Source organism: Spirosoma foliorum (assembly GCF_014117325.1).
GTDB classification, from domain to species: domain Bacteria; phylum Bacteroidota; class Bacteroidia; order Cytophagales; family Spirosomataceae; genus Spirosoma; species Spirosoma foliorum.
The window spans coordinates 4,248,277-4,270,917 of record NZ_CP059732.1; the positions used below are offsets into that span (position 1 = coordinate 4,248,277).

The 22,641-nt window shown below is 46.2% G+C and carries 13 protein-coding genes; 12 read left to right on the top strand and 1 reads right to left on the bottom strand.

Annotated elements, in window-relative coordinates:
* The first annotated feature begins 69 nt into the window (after positions 1–69).
* The 11 genes from H3H32_RS18095 (at position 70) to H3H32_RS18145 (ending at position 17,127) form a co-directional block, all read left to right on the top strand.
* Positions 70–2,709 (top strand): ABC transporter permease, encoded by a 2,640-nt coding sequence (locus H3H32_RS18095; RefSeq protein WP_182464054.1) that lies wholly within the window; start codon positions 70–72, stop codon positions 2,707–2,709.
* A gap of 94 nt (positions 2,710–2,803) precedes the next feature.
* Entirely contained in the window at positions 2,804–5,416 is a 2,613-nt protein-coding gene (locus tag H3H32_RS18100; protein ID WP_182464055.1) for an ABC transporter permease, read from the top strand.
* Between the two features lie 108 nt (positions 5,417–5,524).
* The gene (locus H3H32_RS18105; protein WP_182464056.1) at positions 5,525–6,703 is read left to right on the top strand and encodes a helix-turn-helix domain-containing protein; all 1,179 of its coding nucleotides are present in this window, start codon (positions 5,525–5,527) and stop codon (positions 6,701–6,703) included.
* A 70-nt stretch (positions 6,704–6,773) separates the two neighbouring features.
* The gene (locus H3H32_RS18110; protein WP_182464057.1) at positions 6,774–7,586 is read left to right on the top strand and encodes a C10 family peptidase; all 813 of its coding nucleotides are present in this window, start codon (positions 6,774–6,776) and stop codon (positions 7,584–7,586) included.
* Between the two features lie 376 nt (positions 7,587–7,962).
* Positions 7,963–9,204 (top strand): exo-beta-N-acetylmuramidase NamZ family protein, encoded by a 1,242-nt coding sequence (locus tag H3H32_RS18115; RefSeq protein WP_182464058.1) that lies wholly within the window; start codon positions 7,963–7,965, stop codon positions 9,202–9,204.
* Positions 9,205–9,561: 357 nt separating this feature from the next.
* Entirely contained in the window at positions 9,562–10,215 is a 654-nt protein-coding gene (locus H3H32_RS18120; RefSeq protein WP_182464059.1) for a LuxR C-terminal-related transcriptional regulator, read from the top strand.
* Between the two features lie 85 nt (positions 10,216–10,300).
* Positions 10,301–11,401, top strand: coding sequence for a DUF4856 domain-containing protein (locus H3H32_RS18125; protein WP_182464060.1), 1,101 nt, complete (start codon positions 10,301–10,303; stop codon positions 11,399–11,401).
* Positions 11,402–11,548: 147 nt separating this feature from the next.
* Positions 11,549–12,667 carry an imelysin family protein gene (locus tag H3H32_RS18130; RefSeq protein WP_182464061.1) on the top strand — a complete coding sequence of 373 codons (1,119 nt, stop codon included), beginning with the start codon at positions 11,549–11,551 and terminating at the stop codon, positions 12,665–12,667.
* Positions 12,668–12,671: 4 nt separating this feature from the next.
* Positions 12,672–14,042 (top strand): HTTM domain-containing protein, encoded by a 1,371-nt coding sequence (locus H3H32_RS18135; RefSeq protein ID WP_182464062.1) that lies wholly within the window; start codon positions 12,672–12,674, stop codon positions 14,040–14,042.
* Positions 14,043–14,047: 5 nt separating this feature from the next.
* Positions 14,048–16,477, top strand: a complete 2,430-nt coding sequence (locus tag H3H32_RS18140; protein ID WP_182464063.1) for a TonB-dependent receptor — start codon at positions 14,048–14,050, stop codon at positions 16,475–16,477.
* A 257-nt stretch (positions 16,478–16,734) separates the two neighbouring features.
* Positions 16,735–17,127 carry a T9SS type A sorting domain-containing protein gene (locus tag H3H32_RS18145; protein ID WP_182464064.1) on the top strand — a complete coding sequence of 131 codons (393 nt, stop codon included), beginning with the start codon at positions 16,735–16,737 and terminating at the stop codon, positions 17,125–17,127.
* Between the two features lie 230 nt (positions 17,128–17,357).
* Here the strand turns inward: H3H32_RS18145 and H3H32_RS18150 are convergent, their stop codons facing one another.
* Positions 17,358–18,737 (bottom strand): vanadium-dependent haloperoxidase, encoded by a 1,380-nt coding sequence (locus H3H32_RS18150; RefSeq protein ID WP_182464065.1) that lies wholly within the window; start codon positions 18,735–18,737, stop codon positions 17,358–17,360.
* A 746-nt stretch (positions 18,738–19,483) separates the two neighbouring features.
* On the opposite strand from H3H32_RS18150, the gene H3H32_RS18155 reads away from it, so the two are divergent.
* A complete protein-coding gene (locus H3H32_RS18155; protein ID WP_182464066.1) occupies positions 19,484–22,108 on the top strand; it encodes a Kelch repeat-containing protein in 2,625 nt (874 codons plus the stop codon).
* Positions 22,109–22,641: the final 533 nt, after the last annotated feature.

The following is a 22,641-nucleotide window of genomic DNA, read 5'->3' on the forward strand; positions in this document are numbered from 1 at the left end:
GACCATTAATCATTTTACCGCACGGGCGATCCCGATTATTCATTATCCATTTTACAATCATTATCCATTATGACCCCACCCCGCTGGGCCAACTGGCTCCTCAAGACCTTCGGGCATCCTGATACCGCCGAAGAGGTGCAGGGCGACTTACTGGAATTGTATGACCATTGGGTCGATACGGTGGGCGAGCGAAAAGCGCGCTGGCGATACAGCCTGAATGCCTTGAAATTATTGCGGCCACTGGCCAAACCTAAGTCATCGTTAGAGTACCCAAACCCCTTTTTACTAAGTCCTTCTATGATACGCAACTATGTGAAAATCGCCTTTCGAAACCTCTCTAAAAGCAAGGGGTATTCGTTCATCAATATCACAGGTCTGGCCGTGGGCATGGCCTGTACAGTACTGATATTTTTAGTTGTCAGGCATGAAACAAGCTATGACCAAAATCACGCCAATGGGAGTCGGGTGTATCGGGTTGAAGGTGAAAACCTTAACGACAAGTACAGGTATCCGGGTACGTACACCGGCATGGTAAACGCCTTACATAACGACTTGCCCGAAGCAGAACTAGTCGTTCCCTTGCTTCGGAGGTGGGGTGGAAATACGTTCGCCGTGCCTAACTCCGACAAACGATTCAAAGAATCATTCGTATTTGCGGATAATGCGTTATTTCATTTGCTCGATTATCAGTGGGTAGCAGGCGATCCCCGCACAGCTCTATCGCAACCCAATACGGTTGTGTTAACACGAGCGTATGCCGAAAAGTATTTTGGCAAAACGGACGTGCTTGGCAAAACCATTCAGTTCGATAATAAGCAGGATTTACTGGTGGCTGGTGTGCTGGAAGATTATCCGATAACAACCAGTTTTCCATTTGATCTACTGATTTCATTTGCTACGGTTAAAAACATCGATCCAAATTTTGATTTTAATACATGGAATAGCCGGAATGATAACTTTCAGACGTATGTACTGCTGAAAAATGACATTAACCCTGACCAATTAACCAGTCGCTTCCAGCATATAGTCGTCAAATACATGGGTAAGGACGTGCTGGCTGCCACCCGATTTTACCTGAACCCATTGTCCGAAATTCATTATGGTAACAACCTGGGCGGACGGTCTGCCAATTTACCTTTACTCAAAACCCTGTCGTTCATCGGCCTGCTGGTGCTGCTGATTGCCTGTTTTAACTTCATCAATTTAAGCACAGCACAGGCATTCAAACGGGCAAAAGAGGTGGGCATTCGGAAAGCGGTTGGCAGTAATCGCTGGTCGCTGATTTACCAGTTCCTGACAGAGGCCGGGCTAATTACGTTTCTCGCGGTTGTGTTGGCCATTCTCTTAGCCTGGATTATGCTTCCGGCCATGGCTACTACACTAGTGGTACCACTAAAATCCCCGGATTTATTCACCTGGCAAACGGCCCTCTTTGCGCTCATACTGGCGGTTCTAACAACTGTCCTGGCGGGTGTTTATCCAGCGTTCCGATTGTCGGGCATGGCACCGATCTGGGCGTTAAAAAACAATACGTTACCGGAGGGGAATCAGTGGTTTACGTTGCGGCAGGGCTTGGTAGTCGTTCAGTTTACCGTTTCGCTGGTTCTCATCAGCAGTGCCTTTCTCATTAACCAGCAACTCACCCTTTTCCGAAATGCGGATCTGGGTTTCAATAAAGCGGCCATCATCACGGTTGGGCTTCCTGATAACAAACCCGCGAAATTGCAGGCGCTTCGAAGCCAACTTATTGAATCGCCCCAGATCAAGGACGTGAGTTTTTCGCTCAACAGTGCATCGTCAGAGGGCAACTGGATGCAGGGGATGGAATACCGAAAGGGTGCTAAAGCCAAGTGGCTTCAGATCAAAACCCAGATGAAAATGGGCGATTCGCACTACATGGATACCTATGGCATTCAATTGTTGGCCGGCGAGAAACTGAAGGATACCGATACATCGTCTGCCTCCTTTAAAGTCATTGCCAATGAGGTATTTATCAATCGAATGGGCATCAGTCGTCCCGCAGAGGCCATTGGGCAACGGGTGTATTATGGAGACGGCCAAGAGTTTGCCACCATTGTTGGAGTCACTAAAAACTTCAATGTCAACTCATTACATCAGAAAATCGATCCGACACTGATCCAGGTTGTACCCAATAATTTTTATCAGGCCAGTATCAAGCTGCAAAGCGAGAAGCCCACAGCCGAGACTGTACAGACCGCATTGACCCAGATTGAAAAAGCCTGGACGGCCACCTTTCCGAATCAGGTATTTGATTACAGTTTTCTGGATGAATCGTTGGCACAAGCCTACCAGTCCGAAACCCGAACCGCGCAACTCATTGAGGTCTCCACCTTTCTGGCGGTGTTAATTGCCTGCCTTGGGCTATTCGGTCTGGCAACGTTTACGGCTGAGCAACGCACCAAGGAAATTGGCGTGCGAAAAGTGCTGGGGGCATCGGTTGGCAGCATCATCACCCTACTTTCGAAAGACTTCCTGAAACTGGTGCTGGTGGCCATTGTGATTGCCTCCCCCATCGCCTGGTACGCCATGAGTCAATGGCTCCAGAATTTCGAATTCAAAGTCGACATCGAGTGGTGGGTATTTGCGCTAACAGGCTTGTTGATGGGCGTTATCGCCTTGCTGACGGTCAGTTTCCAGAGCGTCAGAGCGGCATTAGTGAATCCAGTGCAATCGTTACGTTCAGAATAATGTAGAAACGCGACCCTTCGCGTCTCCTATGGGTTAGCCATAAACCATCCGGTCAGGAGACGCGAGGGATCGCGTCTCTACAAATCATAATCCCATGAAACCACCCCGTCTTGCCAGCTGGCTGCTCGACCGCTTCGGTCACCCTGACACCCGCGAAGAAGTGCAGGGCGACCTGATGGAACTTTACGCCTTTTGGGTTGAAACAAGTGGCGAGCAAAAAGCCCGCCTGCGATACGTATTGAACGTACTGAAGTTACTGCGGCCACTGACTAAACGTACTAAAAGTCAATATCCATCACCCTTTTTTCTAAGCCCCAACATGCTACGCAACTATGTCAAAATCGCGTTTAGAAACCTCGTTAAGAACAAGGTTTATTCATTTATTAACATTGGTGGACTGGCCGCAGGAATGGCCGTGGCCATGCTGATTGGCCTGTGGATATATGATGAATTGTCATTTGATAAATTCAATCCAAATTACAACCGCATTGCCAAGGTCATGCTGCAACAAACGGTTGATGGAACAACGTCCACCAGCGAAGCAATACCCATTCCGTTGGGGAAGGCGCTAAAAAACGACTATAGCAGCGATTTTAGCCAGGTCGTACTCACACACGGAACAGGTGAACAGATTCTGGCACATGATACCAATAAATTTACCAAAAGGGGATCTTACGTGGAGCCTGAATTCCTTCAACTGCTACCCCTAAAGCTACAGGCTGGTACACCGACCGCGCTTAACGACCCAACGTCTATTCTATTATCGGCCTCCGTAGCCAAAGCCCTTTTTGGTAATACCGACCCGTTGAACCAAATCGTGAAGGTCAATAATCAACTGGCCGTTAAGGTATCCGGCGTTTACGATGATTTCCCAAACAATTCAGAATTCAGAGACGTAGCCTACCTGCTTCCCTGGGCGCAATTTGTGGCTGATCAGGGTTGGGTGAAACGAGCGCAGGATGAAGATAACTGGACCTTGAACTCATTCCTGTTACTCGTCCAGATTGCCCCTAATACCGATTTTGACAAAATCTCGGCCAAAATCGAACACACAAAAGCGACTCATGCCAAAGACGAAGCCAAGTTTGATCCTAAGGTTTTTTTGCACCCCATGAGTCGATGGCATTTGTATTCGGACTGGGAGAATGGAGTGCCGGTTCGGGGACGTATTCAGTTTGTCTGGCTATTTGGGATCATTGGTGCTTTCGTGCTATTGCTGGCCTGTATCAATTTCATGAACCTAAGCACGGCCCGCTCCGAAAAACGGGCTAAAGAAGTGGGAATCCGTAAGGCTGTTGGCTCGGTTCGCAGTCAGTTGATTAGTCAGTTTTTCAGCGAGTCGTTTCTGGTCGTTGCGCTGGCCTTTGTGTTGTCGTTGCTACTCGTGCAGCTTGCGCTCCCCTGGTTTAATCAAATTGCCGACAAACAGATGGTTATTTTATGGAGTAATCCATTGTTCTGGGTCCTTAGTCTGAGTTTCAGTCTACTGACAGGCTTGATCGCGGGCAGCTATCCGGCCTTTTATTTGTCAGGTTTTCAGTCGATTAAAGTGTTAAAGGGTACGTTTAGAGTTGGTCGTTTTGCAACTGTGCCGCGTAAGGTGTTGGTTGTGGTTCAGTTTACGGTATCGGTTACGATCATTATTGGCACCATCATCGTTTTCCGGCAGATTCAGTTTGCCAAAAACAGACCCATTGGCTATGACCGGGCTGGTCTGTTGAGTATTCGAATGAATACCCCGGATTTGGTTGAGCATTACGATATTATTCGCCACGACCTGCTGCAAACCGGCGCGGTTACCAACGTGGCCGAATCATGGATGCCCACGACTGGCGTTTTTTCGAGCGATTACCGGTTAGACTGGAAAGGCAGAGACCCCAATCAGCCCGTCGATTTTGACGTAGTTGCCTGTACCCATGATTTTGGCAAAACGGTCGGCTGGCAGATTAAAGAGGGTCGTGATTTTTCCCACGCCTTCTCAACCGATTCCGTTGGCCTGATCATGAACGAAAGCGCCATCAAGTATATGGGTTTGAAACAGCCAGTCGGTGAACAAATCAAATGGGCTGGCGAAACATACACAATTATTGGCGTCGTGAAAGACCTCGTCACGAACTCCCCTTTCGAACCTGTCAAACAAACGGTTTTCAAGCTGAATTATCACTGGACCAATTTCATTACGATTCGGCTCAATCCGCAGGTGAGTGCGAGCGAGGCTCTCGCTAAAATTGCGCCCGTTTTCCGGAAGTATAATCCCGGTGGTCCATTCGATTACAAATTCGCCAGCGATGAACACGAGCAGAAATTCCGGGATGAAGAGCGTATCAGTCAACTCGCTTCTTTGTTTTCTATCCTCACTATTTTTATCAGTTGCCTGGGTTTGTTTGGCTTAGCCTCGTTTGTCGCCGAACAACGGACGAAAGAAATTGGGGTGCGAAAAGTGCTTGGTGCATCGGTCTTTAATTTATGGCAACTTCTGTCGAAAGACTTTATTGGACTAGTCGTTATTTCGCTCCTGATCGCTTCGCCAATAGCCTATTATTTCATGAATGGCTGGCTACAGCAGTATACATATCATTCCGACATCGCCTGGTGGATTTTTGCCGTCTCGGGGCTGGTCGCGATTGGGGTTACCTTGGCAACCATCTCGTTCCAAAGCCTCAAAGCGGCACTGGTGAATCCGGTGAAGAGTTTACGAAGTGAGTAACTGGCCTTTATTCCAGCTTATCCGCTATGGCGATCAGATCAAGGATACGGAAAGATATTTTTACGGCTAGCTTTGTAGCATTGGCCGCTACAACTGGCCGAAAATCCATTGGACATAAACTTCCGTCTCTTTGATCTGATCGTTATTCTGGGTATTTCTCAGGGACTGGTTTATAGTGCCTTATTGCTAGTAAAGTATGGCCAGTATGTCAGTAAGCGGATTCTGGCACTGATCCTGTTCGTTTTCTGCATTCTCAGCGCAAAAATCCTGCTGCATACATTAGGCTTATGGCAAAATCCGTACCTACGCTACTTCCCATTAGCCTTCGATCTGACCTTTCAGCCCTTACTATATCTCTATGTTGTCTCGCTAACGCAAAAGGGCTTTACGGTTAAGCGATCGTATTTCCTTCATTTTGCCCCTACCCTGATCTTTTTTGCGCACGCTCTTTGGGTTTATATCCAGACACAAACAACGGATAGCCTCGCCCTTAAAGATCAATTGGCCGAAGCTCTTCACTTCAATGCGGTTAAAGAGGTCGAAGATATACTGTCGGTACTGTCGGGGGCGATTTACGGTTTTTTAAGCTACCGACGCGTTGTCCGGTATCGCCAGTGGTTATTTAATACCATTGCCAGCACATCCTACCCGACTTACTTATGGCTGCGGAATGTGCTGATTGCTACCGGCGGAATTTTCGGTTTGCTGGTTATCAATATCTTCCTCGATTTCAGTGTGTCGCTGAGCGATCGCTATTTCGTTCACTGGCAACTGTTTTACGTGTATCTGGCCGCAACCGTCTATTATCTGGGCATTATGGGCTACCAGCAAGTGCCTTTCGAGGTGGCTTTCGATGCATCGGAAAGCGAGCCATCACCCAAGCGCGTAGTCGATACACTACCTTATGATCAAGTGCAGACCATAAAGCACCGCATTGACGTAGCCCTTGAGCAGGATCGACTTTTTCTAGATCCCGAGTTAAACCTCAACAGTCTGGCGAGTCGGCTGCACAGTTCACCGGGCTTAGTTTCGGCAGTCATCAACAGCGAATTCGATAAAAGCTTCCGTAGCCTCATCAATGAACGGCGGGTTGAAGAAGTCAAACACCGGCTCACCGATCCGGCTTATAAACACCTGTCCATTCTGGGAATCGCGTTAGAAACCGGGTTTAATTCAGAAGCCAGTTTTTATAGGGTCTTTAAATCAATCACCGGGCTATCGCCCCGGCAGTATAGCGCCCAAATCGCTCCCAATACCGAAAGTGAGAACTCTCAAAAGCTAAAATGAGAGGTTTTTCGAGTGCCAGGCCCTTTGTTTTGCTCCCGACAATTTTTGTTCAACGCAAAACACAATCGCTATGCAACGCGTCTGGTTAACTTTATTTCTATCGTTCTTCATTGCCAAAACGACTTTCGCCCAACTCCAGCAGCCCGTTTCGCTGAAAGGCACGTATCTGCTAAAAACCGAGTGGGATCAATTTGGGAAATACGCCCAATATGCCCCCGACAACCATGTATTGGGATGCTGGAGTACAGCGCTGGCTCAAATTCTCTACTACCACCAACTTCGACCTACGGGCGTTGTTTCGTATCAGTGCTCCAAAGGATACACCATTCAGGATACCTTATCGAATCATTCGTTTTCGTGGAATCAGTTTGCGACTCGCATTGACTCAAACACACCGGAAGTAGCCCAGAAAACGGTGGCGCGTTTTTCCTACATGACAGCCGAAGCTATCCGAAAGGACTTTGGAACAGACCATTACCTGGAAATGGTCAATCCGGTAAAGCAGCTCGAAACCTACTTTCCCTGTCAGGCCGAATTTTATGTTTCGTTTACTGAACCTATTCCTATCCCTCAGGAGCAGTTAAATGCCATTGCCCGGAAGGAAAACATTGAGCATGTTCTGAAATCCGATGAAGTTATCAAGCTGATCGAAACAGAAATTGACGCCAAACGGCCCGTGTATTTTCATTTCGGCAACTTCTCAACCTACGGCCATTCGACGGTTATTGATGGCTACCAATCCGAAAACAACACGTTTTGGGTCCACATCAATTATGGTTCAGGCGGAAAACGTAGCGGTTGGTACGATCTGTTTAAGCCCATTGATGTAGCTGATGACATAAAACTGAGAGCTTTTGTAACCGTTAGCCCCAGACCACAATAACGATTTGTTTCACGCGGGCGTTTGTTCACAAACTCATTTATCAGCAACTTGCTTCTTTAATAGCCCCGCATCGGCGGACCGGCTGATTTTTATGATGATCAAGATTTATGCAGATTTCAATTGTATAAATCATATTTAATCATGAGCCTGTTTTTAGCTTTCGATAATCGGGCCATAATTAGTTTTTGTCATCCCGACGCAGGAGGGATCTTCGGTAGAGGGTTCTTTTATGGACTCTACTGAAGATCCCTCCTGCGTCGGGATGACAAAAACACTCAATTTTAGGTTTATTTATAAAAGTTTAAACAGCTTCCAACTTAAAAATCAGCTGGTCCGCCGGTGCAAGATATTGTTCCCTATTGTTGAAGCTTTGCTCATGAAAACATTCACCCTCGTTTTACTTCCGTTATTCCTCGTTTGTTTGTTCCCGATCAATCGTCCAGACTTGTTTCAGCAGGAACTCACAGTCGCTACGCCTGAAGCCAGCAAGATCGTGACCGGAGCCGATCAGGTTTCCGCTTACCTTCCTTATCTGAAAGGCAAACGGATTGGGATGGTCGTTAACCAAACGTCCATTATCGGCAATAAACCTAGTGTTGACAGCTTAGTGAGTCTGGGAATCAACATCGTAGCTGTTTTTGGACCTGAGCATGGCTTTCGGGGAAATGCCAGTAACGGCGCTAAAGTGGACGATGCTGTCGATGAAAAAACCGGCATCCCGATTATTTCTCTGTACGGCAAAAACAAGAAACCCACTAAAGAGCAATTAGCAAATATCGACCTGATGGTGTTCGATATTCAGGATGTGGGCTGCCGTTTTTACACCTACATCAATACGCTCAACCACGTGATGGAAGCCTGCGCCGAACACGGTAAGGAGCTTATGATTCTGGATCGCCCCAACCCGAACGGCTTTATTATCGATGGCCCTATTTTGGAAAAACATCTGTATTCGGGTATTGGGATGCACCCCATTCCGATTACGCATGGTTGTACGATTGCTGAATTTGCACAAATGATTAACGGCGAAGGCTGGGGTGGCTTACCGGGCAAGGATTTATGTAAACTAAAAATCATCAGGGTTGCGAATTATACGCACGATACGCCCTATACGTTACCGATTTTACCGTCGCCAAACCTGAATACGCAGCAGTCGATCATGCTGTACCCCAGCACTTGCTGGTTCGAAGGAACGATCATCAGCCAGGGACGTGGCACGTATATGCCATTTACTGTTTTGGGTGCGCCCGCTCTCAAAGGCATTTATCCGTTCTCGTTTAAGCCAGTCAGTATCAAAGGTATGAGCGAAACACCACTCCACCAGAATGAGGATTGCTTTGGACTTGACTTACGAAAATACGACACCAATATCTTTCGCAAAACCCGGCAACTCAATCTGCAATGGCTGATGGAGTTATACAAAGCCTACCCCGACAAAGCCCGTTTTTTTGATACGAGCTATAGCAAACAAATCGGCAATTTTAACTTTCGAAGTGGGAACGAAGCACTCCAGAAGCAAATCATTGCGGGCGTCTCCGAAAAAGAAATCCGGAAGAGTTGGGAGCCGGGTTTATCGGCCTATAAACAGATGCGGAAAAAGTATTTGCTTTATCCTTAGTGTAGGCCTTAAACACAGCTACTGAATCTCAGTCAGACACATCGACGCATTGATGCGCAGCGAAAGCCCTATTTCTTGTTGGTGGTGTCAGTTTCTCAAAACTGACACCACCAACAAGAAATAGAACCCAACGGTGCTCAACCCGCCATTGACATAGGTCTTACAAAGACAAATTACCGGCTTACATCTTCGGTAACCTAGGGCGTTTTTACCCAGCTAAACGCGTTTCCCGGCTCAGCAATTCTCGCATAAACGAGCCTCTCCTTGCGTCATTAATTACTTTTTAACATCAAACAACCTCAAAAGCCCCATCTTCGCACTACTGTTTATAACAAGAATAAATAAAATAAAGCCTACATGATCTCTGTCCTAATTGCTGATAATCAGTCATTGACACGAGAGGGTTTGGTTAACATCCTATCTACTACGCAAGATATACGTGTTACAGGCCAGGCGACCACCTTGCCGGAGCTTATACAACTCATTGCTGATCTGAACCCGGATGTTATCCTGATCGATACCCATTATGATGCTCATTTTAGTATCGATACATTAAAAAACAGCCAGGAAGCCTCCGTTTTAAAGAAGGTACTAGTAGTATCGAACCGCCATTCCAGAGCTGAACTTCTCCAGGCAATTAATCAGGGACTCAGGAATCATGTTTCCAAAGAATGTAATCCCGAAGAGATCATCAGCGCCGTTCACGCCACTGCGAAAGGCCATAAATTCCTCTGTAACAAAACAGTAGAGCTGCTTTTTGATAATCAGCCAATTCTCCACCAGAGCGAAGAAGGCCCCACTTTATCAGCCCGCGAAACGGAAATCGTCAATTTGATTGCAGACGGTAAGACGAACAAAGAAATCGCGGAAAAACTCTTTTTGAGCATTCATACCATAAAAACACACCGGAAGAATATCATCAAAAAGATGGGCTTCACGTTCAAAAATGCGTCTGAATTAGTACTGACAATCAACACATTAAATGACATATCTTATTTAGACCTATTATAAATATACCCCCTCGGGGGTATTGATAGCCCTTAGTGCGACCTCTACTTTTGTGCTCGAACTAATTGTCTACATATCCAAAGTCATAATGAAGCGATCACTTCTAGCACTCAGCGCTTTTTCTGCCGTTCTATTACTTGCCGTAAGTTGCAAGGAAGACAATCCCACTACAGTTGATGCAGTTCCGGTATATACAGTACCAACCACCTATAATTTCACCAATGTCGATTATTCGGAATCAACTACTCGCCTGGGCATGGTTACTGAAATGTCGAACCTGATGAAGAATGCACTTACAGGTACGCTGGATGGAGACAAATTGAAAAACATGTTTACCAATACCAGCTCACCGTTCTCAACTTCTTTAACCTATAATGCGTCAGGCTTGCAATTAAAAGATCAGTGCTATTCGCTGTTACAGACGGATGTCAATCGATTTATCGACAGTCTGGTAGCGGTTAGCAAAACAGGCAAACCCGCTAGCCGGGGTGTTGCCGGTGTAGGCGTTAGTTCGGCCAATGCAGCATCGAAATATGCGCTGACCGCAACGGGTGTCAACTATGCACAGGTGTTTAACAAAACCATGATGGGCGGGCTGATCTGTTATCAGATCGCAAATAATTATATGCCTGCCGCCATCAATAATTCGCTCGATAATGCGACCGTAACAACTGGTAAAGGAACAGCGCTGGAGCATGCCTGGGATCTGGCGTTTGGCTATTGGGGTGTTCCTATTGACTTTCCGACCAATAAAACGGGGGCTAAATTATGGGGCAGCTACACAACCCAGGTCGATTCGGGTTACCATGCGAATAAGCTATTCATGGATGCTTTCCTGAAAGGTCGGGCTGCAATCAGCAACAAGGATACCAAAACGTATCAGGCGCAGGCTACCATCATTTTAGAGGCTTTTGAACGAGTGGTTGGAGCAGCCGCACTTCAGGAAGTGAAAGAAGTGAAAGAGTCGATCAGTGATAACATCGTAAGAAACAGTCGCCTTTCAGAATGCTATGGGTTTGTGTACTCATTGAAATACAACCCAAAGCGCAAAATCACCGACGCCCAAATCGACGCTATACTGGCTTTATTTCCTAAAAACTTCTACGACCTGACGCTGACAGATGTCAACAACATTAGAGATGCCATTGCCAAGCAATATGACTTTGATTCAGTAAAAGATGTACTGTAAGCATTCTGTGGCTTCTATTGATGCTACGATTCTGTGGACTTCTCGATAGCCTCTAAAGAATCCGCAGAATCAATAGAATCTCAACTTGACTAAACCATCCACACCCGTCTGGCGTGGATGGTTTTTCTACCATAAAAACAACCTGAAATGCGTACATTCATTCTTATAACCCTGGCCGCAACCGGACTCATTATCGGAGCCCAGTCCTGTTCGAAATCAAGTGATGACCAGACTCCGGTCGCCACTTCATTTGACCGGAAGGCTATGCTGACCAATCTGAGTACCAACCTGATTCTCCCGGCTTATACCGCCTTTCAGACAACAGCCACGAATCTGGATGCTGCTGTCACTGCCTTTACTGCCAGCCCCGATGCAGCCAAACTAACGGCTTTACAGGCAGCCTTTCAGGCAGCTTATAAACAGTGGCAGGCAACATCGGCTTTTGGTTTTGGGCCAGCCGATCAGGCGAACTTGCGGGTCAACACAAACACGTATCCTACCGATGTTGCTCAGATCAATAGCAATATCAGCTCAGGCACGTACAACCCGGTATTGTTAGCTAACCTGGCCGCAAAAGGACTTCCGGCACTCGATTATCTGCTGTTTGGCATAGGAGCTGATAACAACGCCATCCTCCTACAATATACCACTGACAGTAAAGCGGCCAATCGGAAAGCCTATCTGGCTGCCTTATCTGCCGAAATGAAAACGAATATTACAACCGTGGTAAACGCCTGGAATTCGGGCTACACCGCTACGTTTCTCAATGCTACGGGTACGGATGTTGGCAGCTCTACAGGTCAGCTAGTCAATCAGTTAGATTACGATTTCGATGTATTCAAAAATTACGAGGTCGGTATTCCTGCTGGCATACAATCGATGGGAGTTACCTACCCCGAAAAGGTGCAGGGGTATTATTCCAAAATGTCGGTTCAACTAGCTCTGCTACATATACAGGCGTTTCAGAATATTTACCTGGGAAAAAGCGCCCAGGGCGATGGTCTGGGATTCGACGAATATTTGACGCAGATAGGGGCTAAATCAAGCACTGGTGGCTCGCTGAATGATGCAATCAAAGCGCAGTTTGCGACAGCTACGGCTAAGTTACAAACCTTGTCCGATCCGCTATCCGATGCCATCAAAACGAACCCAACCTCTGTTACCACTACTTATACAGAATTACAAAAGCTACTCGTATTGCTCAAAACAGATATGACCTCCTCGTTGGGCATTCTGATAACCTACGGCGATAACGACGGCGATTAAGGTTATGTCCGACTCCCTGAAGGAGAGAATCAGCTCCTTTTTTATTGGGCAACAGCACATTGCTCCCCTGGCCGTCTTCAGGATCGCCTTCGGGAGCATTATGCTATTGAGCACCATTCGTTTTGTACTGAAGGGCTGGGTGTATGCTTTCTATATCAAACCGAAGTTTCATTTTACGTTTTACGGCTTCGAAAGCGTACAGCCACTCGGCGAAACAGGTATGTATTGTCTGTTCGGGCTGCTCATCGTTTCGTCACTTTTCATTGCCCTGGGTTTGTTTTATCGGGTGGCTATCCTAACGTTTTTCCTGTGCTTTACGTACGTAGAACTCATTGATAAGACCACCTATCTCAACCATTACTATTTCATCAGCATCCTTGCGCTTCTGTTGATACTGGTTCCTGCCAATCGGTATTTTTCGATTGATGTTTTCCGTAAGCCCTTGCTTACCGTTACGCAGGTTCCTGCCTGGACAATCTCCATTTTTAAGCTCCAGTTGCTGCTGGTGTATTTTTTTGCGGGCCTGTCCAAACTCAATTATGACTGGCTGATAGCCGCCCTTCCGCTCAGAATATGGTTGCCGGCCAACAGTCACTTACCCATTATTGGCCCTTGGCTAACCCAACTATGGGTGGCTTATGCTTTTAGCTGGTTCGGGGCTCTGTTCGATCTGGGCGTAGGCTTTTTTCTGTTATGGGATAAAACCCGAAAACCAGCTTATGCCTTTGTTGTCCTTTTTCATCTGGCTACGGGTTTGCTCTTTAAAATAGGCGTGTTTCCGTACATCATGATTGCCGTAACGCCGATTTTCTTTTCAGAAAAGACGCATATCAGAATTATTCAATTTTTCCGAAACTATCAGAAACCTAGCGCCGACCACACCCCTAAAGGGGATTTAGGGGTGTGGCCAGTGTCCAATTTTCAGGAAAAGCTAATCTGGGCTATTTTGGGGCTTCATTTTACGATTCAACTACTACTTCCTTTCCGCTTTCTATTATATCCGGGAAAACTATACTGGACCGAAGAAGGCTATCGATTCTCGTGGCGAGTCATGCTCATGGAAAAAGGCGGAACGGCTTTTTTTCACGTAAAAGATCCCGCAACTGGGCGACAATCCGAAATCGTTAACGCACAATACCTGACTCCTTTGCAGGAAACTATGATGGCTACACAGCCCGATATGATTCTGCAATACGCCCATTTTTTGGCCAAAGACTATGAGCAAAAAGGAATCAAAAATCCGATTGTAACGGCCGAAAGCTACGTAACGCTCAATGGCAGCGGCAGCCGTCTTTATATTGACAGTACCATTAATCTGGCAACAGAACAGGAAACGTTTGGCCACAAACCCTGGATTCTGCCCTTTCGCCAATAAGCAGCATGAACAAAAACGGTATACTACTTTTCCTGATTCTAACGATAACCTCACCCGTACTGGCCCAAACCTTCACGGTGAAGGGGCACGTAAAAACAGCTTTGGGCGAAGGCATTCCCAATGCCTCCCTCGTATTAACAAACACCGAGTATGCTACGGTTTGTGATTCATCAGGCAGCTACCGTTTAAAAAGAATAAAACCTGGTGATTACACGCTTGAAGTGTCGGCGGTTGGGTACAAGTCGGTAGTCCGCACACTTAAACTTACTAGCAATCAGACCATTAATCTAACCTTAGACGAATCTATTCAGCAATTGACAAGTGTTGAAGTGAGGGCTGAAAAGAGTAAAACGTTTGGCATTACTCGCCTAAATGCGATAGAAGGAACCACTATCAATGCGGGTAAAAAAAGTGAGGTAATCGTACTGGACGATATAACGGCCAATAAAGCGACCAACAACAGTCGGCAGATTTATGCCAAAGTCGCCGGGCTCAACATCTGGGAAAACGACGGGGCTGGCATTCAGTTAGGCATCGGCGGACGGGGCCTGAATCCCAATCGGGTAACCAACTTCAACACCCGTCAGAATGGCTACGACATCAGCGCCGACGCCCTTGGATACCCAGAAAGTTACTATTCGCCACCCGCCGAATTAACCGACCGGATTGAAATACTGCGGGGCGCTTCTTCTCTACAATACGGGACGCAATTCGGGGGGCTCATCAACTTCAAATTGAAAGAAGGCCCAGTCAATAAACCCATTGAAGTAACGGCACGGGCAACGGCGGGATCATGGGGATTTTTTAACACGACAAACAGCATTGGCGGCACCGTTAAAAAGCTGCAGTATTATACCTTCTTCCAACATAAATCAGGCAACGGCTGGCGGCCTAACTCGGAGTTTAACGTGAACACCGCTTATGCTTCTGCTACCTATGCCTTCACGAATAAGTTGTCGCTTACGGTTCAGTACACCTATATGAACTACCTCGCTCACCAGCCCGGTGGATTAACGGATGCACAGTTTGCTATTGATCCGCATCAATCCGTTCGGGCACGGAACTGGTTTAACGTCAACTGGAATCTGGGGGCTGCTATACTGGATTATCAAATCAGCGACCGACTGAAATTCAACTCCCGCTTTTTTGGTCTGGCTGCTGGTCGGTTTGCACTGGGCAATCTGGATTATATCAACCGCTTAGATCCGGGTCTGGCTCGCGACTTGTACAAGGATAACTACAACAACTATGGCAACGAAAGCCGGTTGCTGTACACCTACAAGATAAACGGTAATCCACAGAATCTGTTGGTCGGACTGCGCTATTATCGGGGTAATACGGATCGATCGCAGGGGCTTGGCAATAGCAATTCGACCGGCACTCCCGCCGATTTTATGTTCGTCAATCTGGCCGATTATGCCTACTCGCAGTATACATTTCCGAACTACAATCTGGCGTTGTTCGCGGAGCACATCCTGAGGGTCAACTCCAAGTTAAGCATCATTCCCGGTATTCGATTTGAAAATATTACCACGAAAGCGGACGGTTTCTATTCGGTGATCAATAAAGATCAGGCGGGTAATGTGATTTTCAATCAGCGGATCGAGGAACATAAAAACAATGTCCGGCATTTTCTGATCGGCGGCATTGGTCTGAGTTATTTCCAGAATCAGGCGCTTCAGGTTTACGCCAATATTTCGCAGAATTACCGGGCCATTAATTTCAACGACATTCGCTCGGTCAACCCAAATATTCAGGTCGATCCAAACCTACAGGACGAACGGGGCTATTCGGCTGATATTGGCGTGCGAGGCAACTTGTCTGGCATCCTGAATTACGATGTGAGTTTATTCACCATCAACTACGCCAACAGAATCGGGACGGTGCAAAAGTCGGACCCCGTAACGTTTAATATTTATCGCTATCGGACCAATGTTTCCCAATCCAGAAGTCTCGGTCTGGAGTCGTTCGCCGAACTGGAACTGTTGCATTTCATCGACAAACAAAACAGCCGCACCCGGCTTTCGGTATTTACCAATCTCGCCCTGATCAACGCCCGTTACATTAACAGCGACGAACCGGCCTACCGCGACAAAAAAGTGGAACTGGCACCCGATGTGATTTTCAAAACGGGCTTGTCTTTTCAGCACAAACGCCTGTCCGCCACCTATCAGCTCGCTTACACCAGCGACCAGTTTACCGATGCCACCAACGCCGTCTTTCTGGCCAATGCCATTGATGGACTCGTTCCGGCCTATACTGTCATGGACCTGTCGGGACAATACAAACTGAGCAAAGTTTTCATGCTGCAAGGCTCGATTAACAACCTGGCGAATGCCCGCTATTTCACCCGCCGTGCCGACAGTTACCCCGGCCCCGGTATCATCCCCGCCGATGCCCGCAGCTTTTTCCTGACAGTACAAGTCAAGCTCTAATTCCGGGCTTTAGCGGGTTTGCTGGCAGCTCGTTTTTCTGTCACCCCTCCTGCGTCGGGATGACAGAAAAACGACTAATCTACTATTAATAAGCCATTTGCAGAACTCGATCCGATTATCCATCTAACTCTATCACTCAATGAGCTGCATTATCTCAAAAGTGCTAGTAATTGACTCATTTGAGATAATGCCTTCCCCAAAACCACCCGACCTTTGACCTGTTCAAAAACGAAACACAAACACAAATACATAAGGTCATGAAAACGCTCATCAAACCCCTGCTCGTTGCTTTCGCCCTGGTGATCACCACTGCCTATACTACGTTCGCTCAAGCTCCTGCCAACGCTCAACCAAGCCCTGCTTTCCAAAGTGGCATCTATACCAACAAGGCGGGAAAATTGCAGATCGCTCTGGATAAACAAACGGGTCATGCCCTTCAGATTCGGTTGGCCGATGGCAGTGGGCAAATGTTCTTTGTTAAACGAGTGGGGAAACAAGAAACCGCCGTTCGCTTACAGCTCGATATGAGTGATTTGCCTGACGGGGCTTATCAATTGAGCATCACAGACGGTAAGCAAATTACTCAACACACTGTAACGCTGGGCACTCCGAAACCTCAGGATGTCAGCCGATTGGTAGCCATCAACTAATAGCCTTCTATCCGACTAGTCGCCATACCCTTAATACACATACGTCCTCCCGAATTTTGAGTAGCTACTCACAAAATTCGGGAGGACGTATGTGTATCAATTCAGATTTAAAGAGCTTGAATACTAGTGCTTTGGCAAAATAGATTCTATTGAGTTGATAGTCAGAGTCAAGAGAGACCACAGAATCAGTAGAATCTACAGAATCTAAATTGGATAAGTACTAGTGCTCTTTAGCGCCATTTCAATGCGTTAATATTACCGCCAATCTTAACCCCTTCAACTAAACCTACTTCGTTGTCGTAACGGGTATGAATACCGCCCATTAAACGGGATTCGGCACATTCTTGAGCCGCGTCCCAAAATGATTTATAGTGCCGGGATTTATACTTCAGTTTGTTGGTATACGAGTTAAAATAAGCAGTATAATCCGCCTGCGTTGGTTTGTCGGGCAATTCATGGCGATACGTATACACCAGATCGGGGCGAGTGACGTGGGTATCATCTGTGAAAGGAAAACTAGTACCGTATAGCGCTGTAAGTACGGTAGCGGTAGCCGCCGACTGAACAGCATGACCTGAATAGAACGATGGAAAAGGCGGCTCCAGAAAGAACGGTAACCATTGAGGCCACCATTGGCCATTTTTGCCATTCGGACGGAGTATGTTCTGGGCGTATGATGAAGGGCGCTCTACATTGTAAGCAAATTTCACTTTCCAGCAGATGATGAAAGCATCGGCCACTGCCATCCCAATCCGGGCATAGGTTTCAGCGGCTTTCACCAGATCAGCAGAACTGTTCCGAATCGCAATGCTACCCAAATTATACGAGTGGCCAGGAGGAGAGCAGGTTTCAGTAGGGTCATCGCCCCACCACATCACAATTGCCCGATCGGCCTCAGTAAGCGTTCGATTACGATCAACGACTTCTTTGTAATGTTTGTAATACAAACTAGTTGTATCCGTCGAATATTCCAGGGGCTTAGGCATTGGCAATTCCCGATTTCGGCGAGAGAATGTCCGATTCTGGCCCCAGGTTGGATGCATGGGAATTTTTGTGTTCGATTGCCCAATGGCAGGTGGTACCCACAATCCCTCCCCGTGTGGTCGCACAAAATCTGCGGGGAAATTGCGTAGATAGCCTTCGTGCCCACCATCATTTTTTGCCCACTGGTAAATTTTAGCGGCAATGGCTTTCCCATATTTTTCAGACCGCTCAACAACATCCGGACTAAGTTGAACCGCATATCGGTCATGAATTTCCTGCTCCAGCGAGTCGATTGGTTGCGTTTTTTCGGTATACGCATAAAACGCTTTGAGCATATAAGCCTGCCCGGCGTTGAGGGCCAATTCCCAACAATACGCTTTTTTCGGATCAACTTTAGGCAAGGCAAGTGTATCGACCAGCTGACGAATGATTGATCGATTTTTGGGAGCTGAATGAACAACGGTTTCGTACATAGTTAGTCCCAGATACCCAATTGCCCGAGACCCATAAGTAGGTGTATTTTTCGGCGCTCTGGTCATGACTCGCACCGTCATATCAGCCCAGGTAGTAGCTACTGAAGAGGAAGTTTCGTTTGTAGTAATTGATTGAGCCTGAGTAATAGACACATAACTACAGGCTAGACAAACTTGAAATATACAAATTTGAATAAATTGTTTCATGGAATGGCTCTGTTGTTACTAACTAATCCGTAGGCAAACAAAAATCCTGCCAGAGTAGGGATGAATTAACATTTATACGAGGATCACAACGGGCCAGACCTTCAGGAAAACTTAGCGATAGTTTCAATAAGCTCAAGCAATACCGACGCATTACGACTCACTATGCAAAGGCGTCTGAAAGCTTCACTGATGTTATCTAGTTGATCTCTCACCATAATCTTAGTAGCCTATCTGAAAGCCTTTTTATTGTTTTATCTGGCGCAAAGCGGAGTAATCGATGACGATGAACTGGAATTGTATAAGCATTGGCTTACTGGTTGGCAATCTCATGAAAACTTCCCGACTGGTTACGGGCCTCGCTTGCCACTGAGTTATTTGTCAAAATTGGCCTGGTGCTGCTGGACACGTCGGTCATTTTTGGCGATATTCTAAAGGCCGGGTCGTTAGGACTCATTCAAGCCTTAGTTGTTGTTTTATCCCTCCGGCACTTTTACTAATTAGATTTAAAAGCTATATTTTGTAAATTTTCTCATTAGTTTCAGTCAGCATTGCTCATTTTGATAGCTAATGAATATCCGATAAATTAGAGGCTATAGAGCAGAGCATATACTTGCACGTTCAGTAGAAAGCAACGAACCAGCACTTAGCTTTCCCGTTATAGAAGTTGAATACGATTAGCAACCAGAAGAACCTTGACAATCTATCGATATATATATCATCGATTCGTACGCGATATCGCATACTGCGTAGTTGCGCTGTTGATGGCTTCGACCGCCATTCAGGCGCAAACGTATGGCCTACAGTTTGTAGGACACGAAGACATTCAAGATAGCCGTACCTCACTAAATCTTACGCCGGATCAACCGTTGTGCCTGAAAGGTAATGTAGAGGTTTCTTTTGATCTGACGCTTGTACCCAATTATCAAACGTACTTTGGCTATATCTTCAGAATTATTCAGGATGACAAACAAAATCTTGATCTCCTGTACGATCAGAAGTCCAGGAGTTTCAAACTGATTATTGGTGGTCGTCTAGCCCAATCGGTAATTCAAATTGATTCGGTAACGCTGTTCAACAAATGGAATCACTTTACCATCAACTGGGATCTTAACCAGCGGTCGTTGCTTGTGTCTGTCAACAATAAAGTGATTATTAAGGATCATGTAACCTTTAACGAAAGCGGGTGTTTTAAACTGTTTTTTGGCAGCAATGAGTTTGGGCAATTTAAATCGAAGGACTTGCCCCCCATGAACATTAAAGACATTGTCGTGACCGAAAATGGCCGGCGAACACACGACTGGCCGTTGCAGGGAGTGAATGGTATAACAACTAAGGATGAAGTTGACGGACAAATAGCCACGGTCAAAAACCCGGTTTGGATCAAATCGCTGCATACGGAGTGGAAAAAGGCGGATCAGCTTACTCTGAAAGGCTATGCAAATGTCGCCTTTGATCCAATTACCGAAACGGTTTACGTGACGGGTTCTGAGAAGCTGTATCAATACGCTGTTTCAACGCATCAAGCTAGCGCACACCCACATAAAAACCCTCCCCAAAATCTACTTCGGGGTAGTCAGGCCATTTACAATCCGTTTACTGGCCGACTTTATAGCTATTTTGTCGATCAGAAGTCCGTATATAGTTGTAACCCAGCTACCAGCGACTGGACTGTCGAGACCATTACCCCAAACGCGGTTAAGGTAACGGAATACTGGCACGCGAATAAATTCATTTCCCCATTTGATTCGTCACTGTACATTTTAGGCGGTTATGGCCAGTTGCGATACAAAAACAGTATTCTACGCTACCATTTTGCCTCCAGAACATGGGATACGCTTAGTTCGAGCAAAAACGTATATACACCACGTTACCTTGCTGCTTTAGGAACAACTTCTTCTATTGATACGGCTTATATGATAGGAGGCTATGGAAGCCTAACGGGCGAGCAGATGCTTAACCCTAAAAATTCGTACGATTTATTAGAATATCTGGTCAGAAAAAACACCTTCCGAAAGGTCTATGAGTTAACCGTTCCAAAAACGGATTTTGCCTTCGCCAACTCGTTGATGATCGATGCAAAATCGAAGCAGTATTACGGACTTATCTTTCCCAATCAGCAGTTCAAGGCTCAGTTGCAGTTGATTCGAGGGTCTTTGACAACGCCATCCTACGAAGTGTTGGGAACTCCTATACCTTATTCGTTTCACGATATTCACTCGTACGCCGATTTGTACTACTGTCCAGTCAGCCAAAAACTAATAGCTGTTACATTATATCAGAACGAGGAGACCAATACAACGGACGTAAAACTCTATTCGATTTCATTCCCTCCCAATGCCCTGAACGTGCAGGCACATCAGGAAGAACCAGCAACTCTCCCCTATTGGTGGTTTCCCGTTGCTATCCTGGCAGTTGGCGGAGCGGTCTTCCTGTATACCCGTCGGAATCGCCAATTAGTGGGTAAACAACCAGAACTAGAGCCGACTCCTTTTCAACAACAGCCGTTATTAGTCGATAACTTGACGCAACCAGCTTTACTAATAACCCCGGAAATTCCGACATCTCGCTCCGACTTGCCAATGAAATTAGCGTTGACATCGAGTATTTTCTTTTTTGGCAACTTTCAGGTACTCGATCACTCGGGAAACGATATAACCAAGTCCTTCACTCCTCTGCTGAAAGAGCTTTTTTTACTGCTGTCGCTCAATAGCCTTGGTAAGCAACGGGGAGTAGCTACCGAAAAACTGAATGAAATTCTCTGGCCTGATAAGTCGGGCCGGGAAGCCAGTAATAATCGCTCGGTCAACATTACGAAACTGCGAAATCTGTTGGAGAAAGTTGAATTTTGTTCGCTCTCCAAGGATTCTGGCTACTGGAAAATAGAATTCAATTTTAACCAGCAACTGTATGTTGATTATGAACGGTATACGGCCATTATCAATGACAAGACCGTACTGACGAAACAGGCCATTATTGAGTTAGGGGAGCTTACGAAACGGGGTCCTTTTCTGCAAAATACGGAGTATTATTGGCTAGATGATTTCAAAGCAGATATTTCAAACAAGATTATCAATACGTTCCTAAAGTATGCTAATACGCTAACGATCAGCGAGGAGCCGGAGCTTTTAATCCAGATTACAAATTATATTTTTGATTATGATCCCGTCAATGAAGATGCCATCATTTTAAAATGTAAAGCCCTGTCGTTGATGGGGAAACATACGCTGGCCAAGAACACCTTCGAGCGGTTTATTCGGGACTATAAAGCCATCTATGGCGAAGAATACGAACAATCGTTCTCGGCCATCATCGATTAAAAGAAAGTGAGTTTGGGATGTGACCCTACGGGTCCCAACAGCGTAGCGTCGGTAGAATAACTCAAGCAGCTAACACCTGTGCCGTCAGGTACAGAATCTATTGCGTACCTGACGGCACGCAGGTTGTCTTGAGGCATTCTTATACTACCGACGCTGCGCTATTAAGGCCCCACGGGTTAAGATGAACACGACGATAAAACAGATAAAAAATAATCTAATTTCTTCATCACGGCCCTAAGCAGACGCCGACCTGGCCGAAACTCCTTTTTCGGTCGCCTTACTCCACTTTAACGAGCCTACTTCTAAAAATTAAGGTTTTATTAAGATTTTATTAAGGGGCCACGCTGTACTTAGTACCGAATTAATCCAGAAAAATAATGGATTTGTAAAATTATTCACACAGAATAGGCTGGATAGTATTCTTTTCAACCAGGCTAATAAAAGGGCCGCAAGTTGATTCTGCCAGGTTAATTCGGAGTTAAAAACTGTATCGATTATCAGTTAGCAGTAAGTATTAAACCAGCGATTCTGCT